Here is a 17,716-nt window from a genome sequence, read left to right on the forward strand (position 1 = left end):
CGGCCCGACTGCGGGGTCAGGAGGCGCGGAGCCGGTCCTTGGCGCGCAGCATCTCCCGGTCGGCGACCTCGAACGCGGTGCCCAGCGCCTCCCGGATGCTCGTCCCGGAGCTGCCACTCACCTCGGCGAAGCCGATGCTCACCCCGACCGGGGTGCCGGGAACCAGCGCCTCCCAGTCCTCCGTGCGCACGGCGGCCTGGATCCGGCGGGCCACCTCGGCCGCCTCGGCCATGCCCGCCTCGGGCAGCACCACCACGAACTCGTCACCGCCGTAGCGGGCCACGAAGTCGCCGCGTCGCATCACCCGGTTGATCACCCCGGCGATCCGTTGCAGCACCAGATCGCCGGAGTGATGGCCGTGCCGGGTGTTCACCGCCTTGAAGCCGTCCAGGTCGCAGACCCCGATCACCACTCGCTCGCCCCGGGCCACCACCGCCCCGATGTAGCGCTCCAGGCGGCGCCGGTTGGGCAGCCCGGTCAGCGGGTCGGTGAGCGCCTCGCCCTCGTACCGGGCGGCCTCGCGGCGCATCTCCTCGTGGTCGATCCGGGCCGCGATGCCGTCGATGTAGACGTCCCGCAGCCGGTCGCTGCGCTGCGCCGCCAGCCGGAACGCGTGCCGGTCGGCCCGGTGCGCGCCGGCGTGGTCACCGGACCGGGCCAGCGCGATGCTGCGCAGCCGGGGCGGCTCGGCCGCGCCCAGCGTCTCGTTGGAGACCCGGGTCGTGTCCAGCCGGGCCACCGCCTCGATCGGTCGGCCGTCCGCGACGGCCAGGCAGACGTGGCCGAGCTGGCGCAGGTCGCGGGCGCGGGCGCTGTCCACGCCGTGGCCGAGCAGCCGGACGGGATCGCCGTCGCCGCCGGACTCCACCCGGTCGCCGAGCGCGGCCCGCCGGGCGGCGGCGTACCCGTACGCGGCCATGCTGCTCGGCCGGATGTTGCCGGCCCGCCCGCTGTGCAGGAAGCGGTTGAAGTCGCCGGCCACGTCGCGCAGCACCCGCAGGCAGCCGTCGCTGTCGCCGTTGTGGTCCAGGGCGACCGCGTTGCGCAGCCGGATGCCGGGGGCGGCGAACGTCTCCTCGGGGATGCCGGCGGTGAGCCCCACCTGGCGGGCGCGCTCGATCGCGCCGAGGGCGTGCCCGTGGAAGCTGAGGTATGAGTAGGCCATCGCCAGGTCGTGCCAGCCCCAGGCGGTGTCCCGGTCCGGGTCGTCGTCGGCGGTCAGCGCCCGGGCCGCCTTCACCAGGTGCGTGACGCAGCGGTCCAGCGCTCCCTGGTGGTGTGCGGCGAGCGCCGCCAGGGCGTTGAGGTGCCCGTGCAGGTACGGCTCAGCCAGGTCCCGGACGGCGGCGGACGCCTCCTCGATGGCGCGGGTGAACTCGGCGGTCCGGCCGAGGTTGATCAGCGCGGAGAGGCGCTGGACCAGCGCGTCGGCCCGCGCGTACGGGTCGGGGGTGGTCCGGATCACGCGGTCGAGGACGGTGCACGCCTCCGCCGAGCGGCTGGCCTCCTGCAACGCCCGGGCGCGCCGGAGGGCGTCAACCTGGTCATCGACCCGGTCGAGCCATCCCACTCGGACCTCCTGTCACTGTGCGTCCGGACGCACCCGCTCGTGAGGTGGCCCCGCGACGCTTCATGATTATGTCGTGACCTCCCTCCCGCAACACCCGTCCGAAGGGACAGAACGCGAGCGCCCCTCCCTGGCGGTCGCCCGGGCGGCCCGGGCCCTGGCGGCGGCCGGGATCGAGGCGCCGCGGGTGGAGGCCGAGCTGCTGGCCGCGTACGTGCTGGACGTGCCGCGCGGCCGGCTGGCGCTGGCCGACGGTTTCACCGCGGGTCAGCGTGACCGCCTCGACGCGCTGGTGGAGCGGCGGGTGGCCCGGGAGCCCCTGCAGCACCTCACCGGCGCCGCTGGATTCCGGCACCTGGAGCTGGCGGTCGGCCCGGGGGTGTTCGTCCCCCGGCCGGAGACCGAGCTGCTCGCCGGCTGGGGCGTCGAACAGGGACGGCGGCGCGGGTCACCGCTGGTGGTGGACCTGTGCAGCGGCTCCGGCGCGATCGCGCTGGCGGCCGCCCAGGAGCTGCCCGACGCGCGGGTGGTGGCGGTGGAGCGGTCCCCGGCGGCGCTGGCCTGGCTGCGTCGCAACGCCGCGGACCGGGCCGCCGCGGGGGACACCCCGATCGAGGTGGTGGCGGCCGACGCCACCGATCCGGAACTCCTCGCCGACCTGGTCGGCCGGGTCGACGTGCTGCTCTGCAACCCGCCGTACGTGCCGCGGTCGGTGGTGGTGTCGCCGGAGGTGGCCGGGTACGACCCGGACGAGGCGGTGTTCGGCGGTGCGGACGGGCTGGAGGTGATCCGACCGGTGGTCGCCCGGGCGGCCGAGCTGCTCCGCCCGGGCGGCGTGCTCGGCGTCGAGCACGACGACACCCACGGTGCCGCGGTGCCCGCGCTGCTCGCCGCCGACGGCCGGTACGAGCGGGTCGAGGAGCACCGCGACCTGGTCGGCCGGCCCCGATTCGCCACCGCGTCCCGCCGGGCGGACGGCCGCCACGCCGAACCCGACCCGGCGTGGCAGACTGGCTCCTCGTGATGCTCTACGACTGTCGGTCGCCCGCCGACCGGGACCGCGGCATCGCCGCTGCCATCGAGGCGGTCAAGAACGGGGAACTCGTCGTCCTGCCGACCGACACGGTCTACGGCGTCGGCGCCGACGCGTTCACCCCGTACGCGGTGAAGGCCCTCGCGGACGCCAAGGGCGGCACCCGGCAGGCACCCCCGGTGCTGATCGGGTCCCGGCACACCCTCGACGGCCTGGTCTTCTCGCTGCCCCGCGCGGCTCGTGACGTGGTCGAGGCGTTCTGGCCGGGCGCGCTGACGATCGTGGTGGAGCACTCGCCGAGCCTCGCGTGGGACCTGGGCGACTCCAGCGGCACGGTGGCGGTGCGGATGCCGCTGCACCCGGTGGCGCTGGAGGTGCTGCGGGAGACCGGCCCGATGGCGGTGGCCTCGGCCAACAAGGTCGGGCAACCGGCGGCGCTCACCGCCGAGGAGGCCCGCGATCAGCTCGGCTACGGGGTCCGCGCCTACCTGGAGGCCGGTCCGGCCGTGGACCCGGTGCCCAGCACCATCGTCGACCTCACCGGCGACGTGCCCCGCCTGCTGCGCGAGGGCGCCGTGTCGCTGGAGAAGCTGCGCGACGTGGTGCCGGACATCCTCGACGAGCGGGGGGTCTGAGTGCCGCCGTTCACCGTCCTGCACGTCTGCATGGGCAACATCTGCCGGTCGCCGATGGCCGAGCGGCTGCTGGTGCTCGCGGTCCGGGAGCGGCTGGGCCGCCTCGGCGTCGACCCGGCCGGCGCCGACGAGCTGGTGCACAGCCACAGCGCCGGCACCGGCGGGTGGCACGCCGGCGAGGGGATGAACCCGCCGGCGGCCCGGCAGGTGACCTCGCGCGGCGGTGACGTGGCCGGCTTCGCCGCCCGCAAGCTCCGCTCCGACCTCATCGACGCCGCCGACCTGGTCCTCACCGCCACCGCCGACCAGCAGGAGTACGTGGTGGCGCTGCGCCCGGACGCCGCCTCGCGCACGTTCGTGCTGGGCGAGTTCGGCCGGGTCCTGGGCGGGGTGGACGCGTCCGCGCTGCCCCCGGTCGAGGCCACCCCGGCGGCGGTGTACGCCCGGGGTGTGGCCCTGGTGGCCTCGGCGGACGCGGTCCGGCAGGGCGCCGCGGCGCTGCCCACCGACGATCTCGACGACCCGTGGGGCCGGGGCGACCAGTGCTTCAGCCGGGTGGCCGACGAGATCGAGGAGACGGTCCACCCGCTGGCCGCCGCCCTGCTGCCCTGAGCCCCTCGACGGTTCCCGCGTAGCGAATTCTGCCCAGCTTCATCCTTCCTCGCGAAATTCCTGCGTGTTTTGGGGAAGGTAGCGGCGAAATGGCCGGTTCCGGTCATTCTGAACGGGTCCGTACGGCCGGCTCCTGCGGGGGAGAGCTGAATGAACCGGGCCCATCTCAACAAGCTGCTGACCGTCCTGCTCGCCGGTGTGCTCGCCGGGCTGACCCTGGCGGCGGCCGCGCTGCCGGCCGCGTTGGTGTTCGGGTTCGGCTTCAAGGGACTGATGCCCTACGCCGAGCTGCCCGAGTCGCTTCGGGCGCCGGAGCCGGCGCAGCGCTCCAACCTCTACGCCAACGACGGCCGCACCCTGATCACCTCGTTCTACGTGGAGGACCGGGTGGACGTGCCGGTCAGTGAGGTGGCGCCGGTGATGCGGCAGGCCATGGTGGCCGCCGAGGACGCCCGTTTCTATCAGCACCACGGCGTCGACGTACGCGGCGTGGTGCGGGCCTTCACCGTCAACCAGCGGGGGGGCGAGACCCGGCAGGGCGCCTCCACGCTGACCATGCAGTACGTGCGCAACGCGCTGGCCAGCGACCCCCGGCTGACCGAGGAGCAGCGGGCCAGGGCCACCGAGATCAGCGCGGGCCGCAAGATCCGGGAGATGCGGTACGCGCTGGCCCTGGAGCGCGAGCTGAGCAAGGACGAGATTCTCAGCCGCTACCTGAACATCGCGTACTTCGGCGCCGGTGCGTACGGCATCGCCGCGGCGAGCAAGCGCTACTTCTCCACCACCCCGGCGAAGCTGACCCTGGCCCAGGCGGCGCTGCTCGCCGGGTTGGTCCGCTCGCCCGACGCCTACGACCCGATCAACGGGAACGCCGACGCGGCACTGAGCCGCCGGGCGTACGTGCTGGACCGGATGGCGCAGACCGGGCAGGTGAACCCGGCGGACGCCGCGCGGGCCCGGGCCACGAAGCTGGACCTGCGGCCCAGCGCCACGCCGAACGACTGCGCCGCGGTGCCCGCCGATCACAACGACTGGGGCTTCTTCTGTGACTGGTTCACCCAGTGGTGGAACGGCCAGTCCGCCTTCGGCAAGTCGGCCGACGAGCGGCAGCGGACGCTGCGCCGGGGCGGCTGGTCGATCGTCTCCTCGCTCGACCCCGACGTCCAGCGCAAGGCCACCGAGCAGGTGCTGGGGATCTACGCCGCGAGCAACCAGCGGGCCGCGCCGACCGCCGTCGTGCAGCCGGGAACCGGCCGGGTGCTGGCCTTGGCGGTGAACCGGAACTACAGCCTGGCCGAGAACCCGAAGGGGCAGGAGAACTATCCGAACACGGTCAACCAGCTCATCGCCGGGGGCGGCGACATCGTCGGCTACCAGGCGGGCTCGACCTTCAAACTCTTCACGATGCTCGCCGCGCTGGAGTCCGGGCTGCCGCTGGACACCGAGTTCGACGCCCCGTCCAGGTTCGTCAGCGACTTCGCGACGGGCGCGGGGCCGGCCAGCTGCGGCGGCCGCTGGTGCCCGTCCAACGCCAACCCGGGCTGGATGAACGGCACCCGCACCATGTGGAACGCCTTCGGCCGGTCGGTGAACACGTACTTCGCCTGGCTGATCCAGCAGGTGGGCGCGGACCGGGTGGTGGAGATGGCCGAGCGGCTGGGCATCGTGCTGCGCGCGGACGACGACGCCCGGCTCGCCCGCGAGGGGGCGAAGAGCTGGGGGCCGTTCACCCTCGGCGTCGTCGCCACCACCCCGCTCGACCTGGCCAACGCGTACGCGACGGTGGCGGCCGAGGGCGTCTGGTGCCGGCCCTCCCCGGTGACCTCGATCACCGACTCCTCCGGGCGGAAGGTGGCCGCCGGCAAACCGGACTGCCGGCAGGCGATCGACACCGACGTGGCCCGGGCGGCGGCGGACGCGTCCCGCTGCCCGGTCGGCGACCAGTCGATGTACCGGCGCTGCGACGGCGGCACCGCCGAGGAACTCCGGCCCGGGCTCGGCCGCCCGGTGGGCGGCAAGACCGGCAGCGCGGAGCGGAACGAGACGGAGACCGTGGTCGCCTTCACCCCGCAGCTCGCCGTCGCCACCATCGCGGCGAACCCGGACAATCCCCGGGACGCCGTCGGCGGCGGCGTGCAGAAGCGGCAGATCGCCGCCGTGACCCGGCTGATGGAGTATGCGCTGCGCGGCCAGCCGGTGCGCGACTTCGTCCCGCCCAGCCAGGTCGTCGCCTACCAGCGCACCGGCCCCCGGACGGGGAACTGACCGGGGCGTGAGCCGCCCGTCGTGGTGACCCGTGGCTCCGGTGACGAGGCATCGCACCGCTCCCGGTGTGCGGCTCCGTAGACTCCTTCGCTGTGGAGAACGCGAGTGACACCTTCTGGGGGCCGGACTTCCAGCAGCTCAGCACCGTCGACCCGGAGATCGCCGGGGTGGTGCTGGGGGAGTTGGAGCGGCTGCGCGGCGGTTTGCAACTGATTGCCAGTGAGAACCTCACCTCCCCGGCGGTGCTGGCCGCGCTCGGCTCCACGCTGACCAACAAGTACGCCGAGGGCTACCCGGGCCGGCGGTACTACGGCGGCTGCGCCGAGGTGGACCGGGCCGAGGAGATCGGCATCGCCCGGGCGAAGGAACTCTTCGGCGCCGAGCACGCCAACCTCCAGCCGCACTCGGGCGCCAGCGCCAACCTGGCCGCGTACGCCGCGCTGCTGCAGCCGGGTGACACGGTGCTGGCGATGGACCTGCCGCACGGTGGCCACCTCACCCACGGCAGCCGGGTGAACTTCTCCGGCAAGTGGTTCCACGCCATCGGTTACCAGGTCCGGCGGGACACCGAACTGATCGACTACGACGAGGTACGCGACCTGGCCCGGGCACACCGGCCCAAGATGATCATCTGCGGTGCGACGGCGTACCCGCGGCTGATCGACTTCGCCCGGTTCCGGGAGATCGCCGACGAGGTCGACGCGTACCTGATGGTGGACGCGGCGCACTTCATCGGGCTGGTCGCCGGCCGGGCGATCCCGTCCCCGGTGCAGTACGCCGACGTGGTCTGCGCCACCACCCACAAGGTGCTGCGCGGCCCCCGCGGCGGCATGATCCTCTGCCGGGAGGCGCTGGCGTCCCGGATCGACAAGGCGGTCTTCCCGTTCACCCAGGGCGGCCCGCTGATGCACGCCGTGGCCGCCAAGGCGGTCGCGCTGCGCGAGGCCGCCCAGCCCGAGTTCCGGGCGTACGCCTCCCAGGTGGTCAGCAACGCCCAAGCGCTCGCCGAGGGGCTGGCCGCCGAGGGGATGCGGCCGGTCTCCGGCGGCACCGACACCCACCTGGCCCTGATCGACCTGCGGGCGGTCGGGGTGACCGGGGCGGACGCGGAGGCGCGCTGCGACGCGGCGCGCATCACCCTCAACAAGAACGCCATCCCGTACGACCCGCAGAAGCCGATGGTCGCCTCGGGCCTCCGGGCGGGTACGCCGAGCGTCACCACCCAGGGCATGCGGGAGGGGGAGATGCGCCAGGTCGCCGCGCTGATCGCCCGCGCCGTCCGGACCGACCCGGCGGCCCCCGGGGGCGCCGACGAGCTGACCCGGGTCGCCGCCGACGTGGCCGAGCTGGTCACCGCCTTCCCGGCGTACCCCCGTGGCTGAGCCCGGGGCGCGCGCGGCGGAGGCGGCCGCGGATCGTGGGTGGCGGCTGCGCCACCTGCCGGTGCTGCTGATCGCGTCCGCGGTGCTGGCCGCGGCGGCGGCGGTCGTCGGTGGGATGACCCGGGGCGCGGACGGAGCGCTCGGCGCGGCGGCCGGCGTGGGCGTCACCGCGCTCAGCTACACGGTCACCACCATCGTCCTGGCCTGGGCCGACGCTCGCGACCCGCAGCTGGTGCTGCCCTTCGGCTTGGGCGTGTACGTCGCCAAGATGACGCTGCTCGGCGCGGTGATGGTGCTGGTGGCGTCGACCGGCTGGCCGGGGCTGATCCCGCTCTGCCTGGGTATCGCGGCCGGCGTGCTGGTCTGGACCGGGGTGCACATCTGGTGGTTGACCACTGTGCACGCCCGCCGCTCCGCGCGCTGACCAGCCGCCGTCCCCGGGCCACGTCCCATCTTTCGGACGGCCCTCCGGTGTGTCCGCGATCGGTCATTCTCTCAGGGCCGCGAGGGGAGTAGCGTGCCTCCCGACGACTTCGCCCACCCGTGTCCCACACAACCACGTTGTGCGGGGGGTGTGGCACAGCCGCGTCCACTCGACTGATATCGTTCGCCCCGTCATGGCCGGTGACCAGAAACCCCCCAGCACTGGCGGCTCCGACGATGTTCCGTCCGGTGCCGGCCAGGGTTGGACCGCGCTCAGCTACCTGATCGCGGGCATGCTCGTGTGGGGCTTCGCCGGCTGGCTGGTCGACCGTTGGCTCGACACCCGTGGCATCGCCACCGGGATCGGGATCGTGCTTGGCATGGCCGGGGGAATCATCCTGGTCATCCGCAAACTCGGCACGCCTCAATAGGAAGGGACGCGGTGTTCGGACAGGCGAACGTCCTTGCACAGGGCGCGGCAAACTTTCCTCCCAGCGTGGAGGACTTCTACCTGCCCAGCATCCTGCCCTGGGGTGCGCACAACTCCTACTGGTTCACCAAGATCACCTTCATGGTCTGGCTGGCGGTCGGGATCCTGATCCTGTTCTTCCTGCTCAGCTACCGCAACCCGCAGCTGGTGCCGACCAAGAAGCAGTGGTTCGCCGAGTCGATCTACGGCTTCGTGCGGAACAACATCGCCGTCGACATGATCGGGCACCAGGGCGTGCGGTTCGCCCCGTACTTCACCACGCTCTTCTGCTTCGTCCTGCTGACGAACTTCTTCGCGATCGTCCCGTTCTTCCAGATCTCGCCGAACTCGCACATCGCCTTCCCGGCGTTCCTCGCCCTGATCAGCTACGTGCTGTTCAACTACGTGGGCATCAAGCAGCACGGCTTCGTCAAGTACTTCAAGAACTCGTTGATCCCGCCGGCGCCGTGGTACATCCTGCCGCTGCTGATCCCGATCGAGGCGTTCTCGACGTTCCTGGTCCGGCCGTTCTCGCTGGCCGTCCGTCTGTTCGCGAACATGTTCGCCGGTCACATGCTCCTGCTGGTCTTCACGCTCGGCGGCTTCGCGATGCTCAACGCCACCGCGCTGCTGGCCCCGGTCTCGCTGGTCTCCTGGCTGATGACCATCGCGCTGACCTTCCTCGAGTTCCTGGTGATCGTCCTGCAGGCCTACGTCTTCACCGTGCTGACCGCCAGCTACGTACAGGGCGCGCTCGCCGAAGCGCACTGATCCACTTCGCACCAACCGTTGTCGTCCCGCGTGACAGTCACGCGTGATAACCAGGAGGAACACACCAATGGACGTTCTCGCCGCGGTAACGGGCAGCACCGCCGCCATCGGCTACGGCCTCGCGGCCATCGGCCCGGGCATCGGCGTGGGCCTGGTCTTCTCGGCCTACATCCAGTCGACCGCCCGCCAGCCGGAGTCGTCCCGGATGACCCTGCCGTACGTCTGGATCGGCTTCGCCGTCATCGAGGCGCTGGCCCTGCTGGGCGTCGCGTTCGGCTTCGTCTGGTCTGGCGTCTGATCCACCCCCTTCGATCGGGAGGTCTTACATGAACTTCCTCGCCGCGGGTGCTGAACACAACCCGATCCTGCCGCTCTGGCAGGAGATCGTGGTCGGTGGCATCGCCTTCATCGTGCTCTGCTTCGTGCTGATGAAGTTCGTCTTCCCGCGCATGGAGCAGACGTTCCAGGCCCGGGTCGACGCGATCGAGGGCGGCATCAAGCGCGCCGAGGCCGCGCAGGCCGAGGCCAACCAGCTGCTCGAGCAGTACCGGGCCCAGCTCGCGGAGGCGCGTACCGACGCCGCCAAGATCCGTGACGACGCCCGGGCCGACGCCGAGGGCATCCGCCAGGACATCCTCGCCAAGGCACGGGAGGAGTCCGACCGGATCATCGCGGCCGGCAAGGAGCAGCTCTCCGCCGAGCGGGCCACCATCGTGCGTGAGCTGCGTACCGAGGTCGGCTCGATCGCGGTGGACCTGGCCAGCAAGATCGTCGGTGAGTCGCTCGCCGACGAGGCGCGTCGCAAGGGCACCGTCGACCGGTTCCTGAGCGGTCTCGAGAGCACGGGGGCCCGCTGATGCAGGCCGCCAGCCGGGAGTCGTACAAGGTCGCGGCCGAGCGCCTCGACGCGTACGTCCGCGGCGCGGAGCCGTCGGCGGTGGCCTCCACCGCCGACGACGTCCTCTCCGTCGCCGCCCTGCTGCGGCGCGAGCCGCGGCTGCGCCGGGCGCTGTCGGACCCGGCCCGCTCGGGTGACGACCGCACCGGGCTGCTCACGGGCATCCTGTCCGGCAAGGTCGGCGCCGAGGCGCTCGACCTGCTCGGCTCGCTGACCTCCGGCCGCTGGTCGGCACCGTCGGAACTGCTCGACGGCACCGAGCGGCTCGGCGTCGAGGCGCTCCTGGCGAGCGCCGACAAGGCCGGTGAGCTCGGCGAGGTCGAGGACGAGCTGTTCCGCTTCGGTCAGGTCGTCTCCGGCCAGTCGGCGCTGTCCAACGCGCTCTCCGACCCGATCGCCCCGGCCGAGCAGCGGGCCGGCCTGGCCCGCGAGCTGCTCGCCGGCAAGGCCCGTCCGGTCACCGTCCGGCTCGTCGAGGTGGCCCTCGTCGGGTTCGGGGGGCGCGCGTTCAGCGGCGCGCTCACCCGGCTGGTCGAGCTGGCCGCCGATCGGCGGGACCGTCAGGTTGCGTACGTGACCGTGGCGGCCCCGCTGAGTGACGAGGAGGAGCGACGCCTGGGTGCGCGCCTCTCCGCGATGTACGGTCGAGAGGTTTCCGTCAAGCAGACGGTCAACCCGGAGGTGCTCGGTGGGGTGAGCGTGCGGGTCGGCTCCGACCTGTACGACGGCACCGTCCTGCGCCGCCTCAACGAGACCCGTAACGCGCTCGCGAAGCGCTGACCAGCGTCTCCGCAGCCCTGATTCGACGCCATCGGACCGGTCGGTACTAGGTATCCCGGGCCCCTGATACTTGAAGGAAGCAGAGGATGGCCGAGCTGACCATCTCGACGGAGGAGATCCGCGGCGCTCTCGAGCGCTACGTCTCCTCCTACACGGCCGACGTCTCCCGTGAGGAGGTCGGCACCGTCGCCGACGCCGGCGACGGCATCGCCCACGTCGAGGGTCTGCCCTCGACCATGACCAACGAGCTCCTGGAGTTCGAGGACGGCACGCTCGGCGTGGCGCTGAACCTCGACGTCCGGGAGATCGGTGTCGTCGTCCTCGGTGACTTCGGCGGCATCGAGGAGGGGCAGCGCGTCAAGCGCACCGGCCGGGTGCTCTCCGTCCCGGTCGGCGACGCCTTCCTCGGCCGCGTGGTCAACGCGCTCGGCCAGCCGATCGACGGCCTCGGCGACATCCCGAACGAGGGCTACCGCGAGCTGGAGCTCCAGGCTCCGAACGTGATGTCCCGCAAGTCGGTCGACGAGCCGCTGCAGACCGGTCTCAAGGCCGTCGACGCCATGACCCCGATCGGCCGTGGTCAGCGCCAGCTGATCATCGGTGACCGGAAGACCGGCAAGACCACGGTCGCCCTGGACACCATCCTCAACCAGCGGGAGAACTGGCGCTCCGGCGACCCGAAGAAGCAGGTCCGCTGCATCTACGTCGCCGTCGGCCAGAAGGCCTCCACCATCGCCTCCATCAAGGGGACGCTGGAGGCGGCGGGCGCGATGGAATACACCACCATCGTCGCCTCCCCGGCCTCCGACCCGGCCGGCTTCAAGTACCTCGCCCCGTACACCGGCTCGTCCATCGGCCAGCACTGGATGTACGGCGGCAAGCACGTCCTGATCGTCTTCGACGACCTGAGCAAGCAGGCCGAGGCGTACCGGGCCGTGTCGCTGCTGCTGCGCCGCCCGCCGGGCCGCGAGGCGTACCCGGGTGACGTCTTCTACCTGCACTCCCGGCTGCTGGAGCGCTGCGCCAAGCTCTCCGACGAGCTGGGCGGCGGCTCGATGACCGGTCTGCCGATCATCGAGACCAAGGCGAACGACATCTCGGCGTTCATCCCGACCAACGTCATCTCCATCACCGACGGCCAGATCTTCCTGGAGACCGACCTGTTCAACCAGGGCGTCCGGCCGGCCATCAACGTCGGCACCTCGGTGTCCCGGGTCGGTGGCGCCGCGCAGGTGAAGCCGATGAAGAAGGTCGCCGGTTCGCTTCGGCTCAACCTGGCCCAGTTCCGCGAGCTGGAGGCGTTCGCCGCCTTCGCCTCCGACCTGGACAAGGCCTCCCGCGCCCAGCTGGAGCGCGGCTCCCGCCTGGTCGAGCTGCTCAAGCAGTCGAACTACGCGCCGTTCCCGGTGCAGGAGCAGGTCGTCTCGGTCTGGGCCGGCACCGAGGGCAAGCTGGACGACATCCCGGTCGGCGAGATCAAGCGCTTCGAGGCGGAGTTCCTGCAGTACCTCCGGCACAAGCACGAGGGCGTCCTGGCCGCGATCGCCGACAACAAGTGGGACGACGACATCATCGCCTCGCTGGACTCGGCCATCACCGAGTTCAAGCAGCTCTTCCTCGGCAAGGAGGACGAGGTGCGGATCAACGAGGCCCCGGCCAAGGCGCTGGAGGGCGAGGAGACCCGCGAGACGGTGACCCGCTTCCGCGACGGCTCGACCGACCGCCCGGTTGAGAGCTGACGATGGCCGCCCAGGTACGCGTTCTTCGTCAACGGATCCGCTCGGCGAAGTCGATGAAGAAGATCACCAAGGCGATGGAGCTCGTCGCGACGAGCCGGATCGCCAAGGCCCAGGCCCGGGTGGAGGCGTCCCTGCCGTACGCCCGGGCCATCACCGGGGTGCTCACGGCGCTGGCGTCCAACGCGCGGATCGACCACCCGCTGCTCACCCCGCGTGAGCGGGTGCGGCGGGCGGGTGTCCTGCTGATCACCAGCGACCGTGGCCTGGCCGGTGGCTACAGCTCCAACGCGATCAGGACCGCGGAGTCGCTGATCGCGCGGCTGCGGGCCGACGGCAAGGAGCCGGTGCTGTACGTCATCGGCCGCAAGGGCGTGACGTTCTACCGGTTCCGTAACCGGGACATCGAGTCGAGCTGGACCGGCTTCTCCGAGCAGCCGGCGTTCTCCGACGCCCGCGAGGTCGGCGAGACGCTGATCAAGGCGTTCACCGCCGGCGCGGACGACCTGGACGGCGGCCCCGGCGCGGACGGCGTCCTCGGCATCGACGAGCTGCACATCGTCTACACCGAGTTCAAGTCGCTGATGACGCAGACGCCGGTGACCCGGATCATCGGCCCGATGCAGGTCGACGAGCGCCCGCGGTCGGAGGCCCCCCAGGGCCTGCTCCCGGCGTACGACTTCGAGCCGGAGGCGGAGGCGCTGCTCGACGCGCTGCTGCCGAAGTACATCAACACGCGGATCTACGCGGCGTTGTTGGAGTCGGCGGCCAGCGAGTCGGCGGCCCGGCGGCGGGCGATGAAGAGCGCCACCGACAACGCCGAAGAGATGATCGACAAGTACACGCGTGAGATGAACTCGGCCCGCCAGGCCGGGATCACCCAGGAGATCAGCGAGATCGTCGGCGGCGCCAACGCGCTGGCCGCGTCGGGAAGTGAAGTGTGATGACTGCCCCAGTAGAGACCAAGACGGCCACCGGTCGCGTGGTCCGGGTCATCGGCCCGGTCGTCGACGCCGAGTTCCCGCGCGACGGCATGCCGGACCTGTTCAACGCCCTGCACGTCGACGTGACCCTGTCCGGCGGCGAGAAGACGCTGACCCTGGAGGTCGCCCAGCACCTGGGTGACAACCTGGTCCGCGCCATCTCGATGCAGCCGACCGACGGCCTGGTTCGCGGCGCCGAGGTGCGCGACACCGGCTCGCCGATCAGCGTGCCGGTGGGCGACGCGGTCAAGGGCCACGTGTTCAACGCCATCGGCGAGTGCCTCAACCTCACCGAGGGCGAGACTCTCAACCCCGACGACCACTGGGGTATCCACCGCAAGGCCCCGGCCTTCGCGGACCTGGAGCCGAAGACCGAGATGCTGGAGACCGGCATCAAGGTCATCGACCTGCTCGCCCCGTACGTCAAGGGCGGCAAGATCGGCCTGTTCGGCGGCGCCGGCGTGGGCAAGACGGTGCTCATCCAGGAGATGATCACCCGCGTTGCCCGCAACTTCGGTGGTACGTCGGTCTTCGCCGGCGTGGGTGAGCGCACCCGTGAGGGCAACGACCTCATCGCCGAGATGACCGAGTCCGGCGTCATCGACAAGACCGCGCTGGTCTACGGCCAGATGGACGAGCCGCCGGGCACCCGGCTGCGGGTCGCCCTGTCCGCGCTGACCATGGCGGAGTACTTCCGCGACGTGCAGAAGCAGGAGGTGCTGCTCTTCATCGACAACATCTTCCGCTTCACCCAGGCCGGTTCCGAGGTCTCCACCCTGCTCGGCCGCATGCCGAGCGCCGTGGGTTACCAGCCGACCCTGGCCGACGAGATGGGCGAGCTCCAGGAGCGGATCACCTCCGTCCGGGGTCAGGCCATCACCTCGATGCAGGCGATCTACGTGCCCGCCGACGACTACACCGACCCGGCGCCGGCCACCACGTTCGCCCACCTGGACGCGACCACCAACCTGGAGCGGTCGATCTCCGACAAGGGCATCTACCCGGCCGTGGACCCGCTGGCGTCCTCGTCCCGGATCCTCGCCCCGGAGTTCGTCGGCCAGGAGCACTTCCAGGTCGCCACCGAGGTGAAGCGGATCCTGCAGCGCTACAAGGACCTGCAGGACATCATCGCCATCCTCGGTATCGAGGAGCTCTCCGAGGAAGACAAGATCACGGTCCAGCGGGCTCGCCGGATCGAGCGCTTCCTGTCGCAGAACACCTACGCGGCCGAGCAGTTCACCGGCGTGCCGGGCTCGACGGTCCCGATCAAGGAGACCATCGAGGCGTTCAAGAAGATCAGCGAGGGCGAGTACGACCACTTCCCCGAGCAGGCCTTCTTCATGTGCGGCGGTCTGGAGGACCTGGAGCACAAGGCCAAGGAGCTGATGGAGGGCTGAGACCCCTCACCCTCCCCGGAGGCCGTCCCGACGTTCGTCGGGGCGGCCTCCGCCTGTTCGGGCCCTGTCGCTACCAGATGCCCGGTCCGTCGGCAAGCGGTTCGGCCGAACACGCGGTACCGTTCGTGACACGACTTCACCCAGACGTGTTGATCTCTTGCAACGAAGTGGTCCCGTGCGCCCGTCTACCAGTCGTGGGCGTGACGATTGGAGATGCTCGTGGGTAAGTCCGGCAGGGGCGGCGGCAAGCGGTCCATCTGGCGGGGCGTACCGCGTTGGGCCAGGGTCTGCACCATCTTCGGCGTGGTCCTCATGGTGCTCAGCGGGGCCGTGCTGATCGGCTACAACGCGCTGGTGGCCCGCTACGAGGGTGCGGTGCGCAAGGAAGACCTCTTCGGCGACCAGGCGGCCGGCGCCACGGAGAAGAAGAGCGACATCAAGGGCCCGCTCAACATCCTGCTGGTCGGCATCGATCCCCGTAAGCCGGAGGATCGGCCGCTCTCTGACTCGATCATGATCCTGCACGTGCCGGCCAGCCTGGACCGGGGCTACCTCTTCTCGCTGCCGCGCGACCTGCGGGTCGACATTCCGAAGTTCCCCAAGGCGAACTTCTCGGGAAAGACCGACAAGTTGAACGCCGCGATGTCGTTCGGCAGCGTGGTGCCCGGGCAGAACCCGGACCCCGCGCGCGGCTTCGAGCTGCTCGCCAAGACCGTGCAGCAGGTCACCGGGATCGAGCGCTTCGACGCCGGAGCGATCATCAACTTCGCCGGCTTCAAGAAGATCGTCGACGCGATGGGCGGCGTCGACATGTACATCGAGCGGGACGTGACGTCGGAGCACCGCAAGCCCGACGGCACAATGCGCGAGTTGAAGCCGGGCGGCGGCGGCTACCTCGGCCCGCAGGCCGAGTACAAGAAGGGCAATGCCCACCTCAAGGGCTGGCAGGCGCTGGACTATGTGCGCCAGCGCTACCCGCACAACGGCGTGCCGGACTCCGACTACGGCCGGCAGCGCCACCAGCAGCAGTTCATCAAGGCGATGGTGAGCCAGGCGTTCAGCGCCGACGTGGTGACCAACCCGGTCAAGCTGGACCGGGTGCTCCGCGCCGCCGGGGAGTCGCTGATCTTCAACGGCCGCGGTAACAGCGTGGTCGACTTCGCGCTGGCGCTGAAGGGCATCCGGTCCGACTCGATCGAGATGATCAAGCTGCCCGGCGCGAGTATCGGCAGCGGCTCGGCGTACAAGGGGGAGAGGCTGCTGCCGGCGGCCGACGACTTCTTCGCCGCGCTGCGCACCGAACAACTCGACGCGTTCATGCTGGAGCACCCCGACTTCAAGCAGAAGAACAGCTAGCCTGAGCGCCAGCGGCCCGCTGCCGTGACCGTGGCGCAGGTCTCGCCACCCGCGTTGGGTGGTGCTCGGGGCCGCGACTAGACTTTCGGCAATCCGCCGCCGCAGCAAGGAGACAGCGTGGCACAGCAGCTTCACGTCGAGCTCGTAGCCGTCGAGGAGAAGGTCTGGTCCGGAGAGGCCGAGATGGTCGTCGCCCGGACGACCGAGGGTGAGCTGGGTGTGCTGCCCGGGCACGCGCCCATGCTGGGCCAGCTCGCCGAGCCCAGCCAGGTACGCATCAAGCAGTCCGGCGGACAGCAGCTCGCGTACGACATCGCCGGCGGCTTCCTGTCGGTGACCGGCGACGGCGTCACAGTCCTCGCCGAGAGCGCCACCCCGGCCACTCCGGCGCGCTGAGCCGACCCGCCGATGGAGATCGTGGAAGGGATCGGAATCGGCGTCGCGGTCGTGTTCGCCGCGCTACTGATCCTCTTCGTCCGGCGGGCCTTGTTCACCCGCAGCGGAGGCATCATCCGGCTCAGTGTCCGGGTCTCCACGATTCTCGACGGCCGAGGCTGGTCACCCGGCTTCGGCCGCTTCGTCGGCGACGAACTCCGCTGGTACCGCATGTTCAGCTTCGCCGTGCGGCCCAAGCGGGTGCTCTCCCGCAAGGGGCTCGCCGTGGAGCGCCGTCGGCTGCCCGAGGGGCAGGAGCGGCTCTCCATGCCGGCCGACTGGGTGATTCTGCGCTGTACCAGTCACCACGCGCCAGTCGAGATCGCTATGGCGCGGTCCACGGTGACCGGCTTTCTGTCGTGGCTCGAGGCCGCCCCGCCCGGGGCGGCCTCGCCGCGTCTGGCCTCTCAGGACTGGCCTGCCGCCTGAGCCGTCCCTGGGTGCGTCCCGCTGGCTCGTCGTTGGTTGCGGCCTTCGTCGGTGGTTGCGGTTTCGGATAGCCCGTTGTTCGTTGGTGGTTGCGGTGGGGGTGTGGCCCGCCGTGTCCGGCTTCGGGCGGTCAGGCTTGATCCCTGCGCCGGTCACGGCGGGGCACACCCGCGTCGTGGTCGGCTGCGGTCCGGGCGCGCCGGGTGTGTGGGCCACGTCTGGGGTACGTCGCGTGAGCGGCGTTTCATGCTCGGCGTCTCGATGGGCTCGTCTGCGTGAGGCCACGCCTGGGCGAAGTCGTGCTCCGCACAGCCCGGGGAATCGCCCTGGTTCGGCACCCTCCGCGGCGTGCTGGGTGAGGCCGCACTTTCAGTGAAGTTGGGGTCTCCGCGTGTCGGGAGGCAGCTGTTTCCCCGATGTTGCCCGGATCTTGCCCGGTGGCGGTGGGCCGGGCTGGGGTCAGACGTCCGGTTTTCGGGTGTGACCGGCGGCATCCGGGCCCCGGAATGGCGGGCGGCCGGGGGTGGTTGAACACGGGTGCACGA

Annotated in this window: 18 protein-coding genes; 17 read left to right on the forward strand and 1 reads right to left on the reverse strand. The window is 71.2% G+C overall.

The window, feature by feature from the left end; all coding sequences use genetic code 11:
* Nucleotides 1-16: 16 nt before the first annotated feature.
* Nucleotides 17-1,570: a GGDEF domain-containing protein gene (locus ACNAVT_RS09240; protein WP_416294659.1), complete on the reverse strand. Its 1,554-nt coding sequence runs from the start codon at nt 1,568-1,570 to the stop codon at nt 17-19.
* Nucleotides 1,571-1,643: 73 nt separating this feature from the next.
* On the opposite strand from ACNAVT_RS09240, the gene prmC reads away from it, so the two are divergent.
* The 17 genes from prmC to ACNAVT_RS09325 all read left to right on the forward strand — a co-directional run bounded on the left by prmC (nt 1,644) and on the right by ACNAVT_RS09325 (nt 17,171).
* Nucleotides 1,644-2,591 carry a peptide chain release factor N(5)-glutamine methyltransferase gene (gene prmC / locus ACNAVT_RS09245; RefSeq protein ID WP_416294661.1) on the forward strand — a complete coding sequence of 316 codons (948 nt, stop codon included), beginning with the start codon at nt 1,644-1,646 and terminating at the stop codon, nt 2,589-2,591.
* Nucleotides 2,591-3,235 (forward strand): L-threonylcarbamoyladenylate synthase, encoded by a 645-nt coding sequence (locus ACNAVT_RS09250; RefSeq protein WP_416294730.1) that lies wholly within the window; start codon nt 2,591-2,593, stop codon nt 3,233-3,235. The genes prmC and ACNAVT_RS09250 overlap by 1 nt, the downstream gene beginning before the upstream one ends.
* Nucleotides 3,236-3,847, forward strand: a complete 612-nt coding sequence (locus ACNAVT_RS09255) for a phosphotyrosine protein phosphatase (protein ID WP_416294662.1) — start codon at nt 3,236-3,238, stop codon at nt 3,845-3,847.
* Nucleotides 3,848-3,997: 150 nt separating this feature from the next.
* Nucleotides 3,998-6,112, forward strand: coding sequence for a transglycosylase domain-containing protein (locus ACNAVT_RS09260; protein ID WP_416294664.1), 2,115 nt, complete (start codon nt 3,998-4,000; stop codon nt 6,110-6,112).
* A gap of 92 nt (nt 6,113-6,204) precedes the next feature.
* Nucleotides 6,205-7,494, forward strand: coding sequence for a serine hydroxymethyltransferase (gene glyA / locus ACNAVT_RS09265; RefSeq protein ID WP_416294666.1), 1,290 nt, complete (start codon nt 6,205-6,207; stop codon nt 7,492-7,494).
* A complete protein-coding gene (locus tag ACNAVT_RS09270; protein ID WP_416294668.1) occupies nt 7,487-7,918 on the forward strand; it encodes a hypothetical protein in 432 nt (143 codons plus the stop codon). The genes glyA and ACNAVT_RS09270 overlap by 8 nt, the downstream gene beginning before the upstream one ends.
* Nucleotides 7,919-8,111: 193 nt before the next feature.
* A complete protein-coding gene (locus ACNAVT_RS09275) occupies nt 8,112-8,348 on the forward strand; it encodes an AtpZ/AtpI family protein (protein WP_416294670.1) in 237 nt (78 codons plus the stop codon).
* 11 nt (nt 8,349-8,359) lie between these two features.
* Nucleotides 8,360-9,157 carry a F0F1 ATP synthase subunit A gene (gene atpB / locus ACNAVT_RS09280; protein WP_416294672.1) on the forward strand — a complete coding sequence of 266 codons (798 nt, stop codon included), beginning with the start codon at nt 8,360-8,362 and terminating at the stop codon, nt 9,155-9,157.
* Between the two features lie 67 nt (nt 9,158-9,224).
* Complete coding sequence (locus ACNAVT_RS09285) at nt 9,225-9,455, forward strand: ATP synthase F0 subunit C (RefSeq protein WP_089005488.1); 231 nt, start codon at nt 9,225-9,227, stop codon at nt 9,453-9,455.
* 28 nt (nt 9,456-9,483) lie between these two features.
* Nucleotides 9,484-10,014, forward strand: a complete 531-nt coding sequence (locus ACNAVT_RS09290) for a F0F1 ATP synthase subunit B (protein WP_416294675.1) — start codon at nt 9,484-9,486, stop codon at nt 10,012-10,014.
* A complete protein-coding gene (locus ACNAVT_RS09295) occupies nt 10,014-10,835 on the forward strand; it encodes a F0F1 ATP synthase subunit delta (protein ID WP_416294677.1) in 822 nt (273 codons plus the stop codon). Before ACNAVT_RS09290 ends, ACNAVT_RS09295 begins: the two co-directional genes overlap by 1 nt.
* 86 nt (nt 10,836-10,921) lie before the next feature.
* Nucleotides 10,922-12,574 carry a F0F1 ATP synthase subunit alpha gene (atpA, locus tag ACNAVT_RS09300; RefSeq protein ID WP_416294678.1) on the forward strand — a complete coding sequence of 551 codons (1,653 nt, stop codon included), beginning with the start codon at nt 10,922-10,924 and terminating at the stop codon, nt 12,572-12,574.
* A 2-nt stretch (nt 12,575-12,576) separates the two neighbouring features.
* Nucleotides 12,577-13,515: a F0F1 ATP synthase subunit gamma gene (locus ACNAVT_RS09305; RefSeq protein WP_416294680.1), complete on the forward strand. Its 939-nt coding sequence runs from the start codon at nt 12,577-12,579 to the stop codon at nt 13,513-13,515.
* Nucleotides 13,515-14,951: a F0F1 ATP synthase subunit beta gene (gene atpD / locus ACNAVT_RS09310; protein ID WP_416294682.1), complete on the forward strand. Its 1,437-nt coding sequence runs from the start codon at nt 13,515-13,517 to the stop codon at nt 14,949-14,951. The genes ACNAVT_RS09305 and atpD overlap by 1 nt, the downstream gene beginning before the upstream one ends.
* 213 nt (nt 14,952-15,164) lie before the next feature.
* A complete protein-coding gene (locus ACNAVT_RS09315) occupies nt 15,165-16,307 on the forward strand; it encodes an LCP family protein (protein ID WP_416294684.1) in 1,143 nt (380 codons plus the stop codon).
* A gap of 117 nt (nt 16,308-16,424) precedes the next feature.
* On the forward strand, nt 16,425-16,703 hold the full coding sequence (locus ACNAVT_RS09320) for a F0F1 ATP synthase subunit epsilon (RefSeq protein WP_416294686.1): 279 nt from the start codon (nt 16,425-16,427) through the stop codon (nt 16,701-16,703).
* 12 nt (nt 16,704-16,715) lie between these two features.
* Entirely contained in the window at nt 16,716-17,171 is a 456-nt protein-coding gene (locus ACNAVT_RS09325) for a DUF2550 domain-containing protein (RefSeq protein ID WP_416294687.1), read from the forward strand.
* Nucleotides 17,172-17,716 lie beyond the last annotated feature (545 nt).

Origin of the sequence: Micromonospora sp. SL4-19, from assembly GCF_047921475.1 — a bacterium.
GTDB lineage: Bacteria > Actinomycetota > Actinomycetes > Mycobacteriales > Micromonosporaceae > Micromonospora.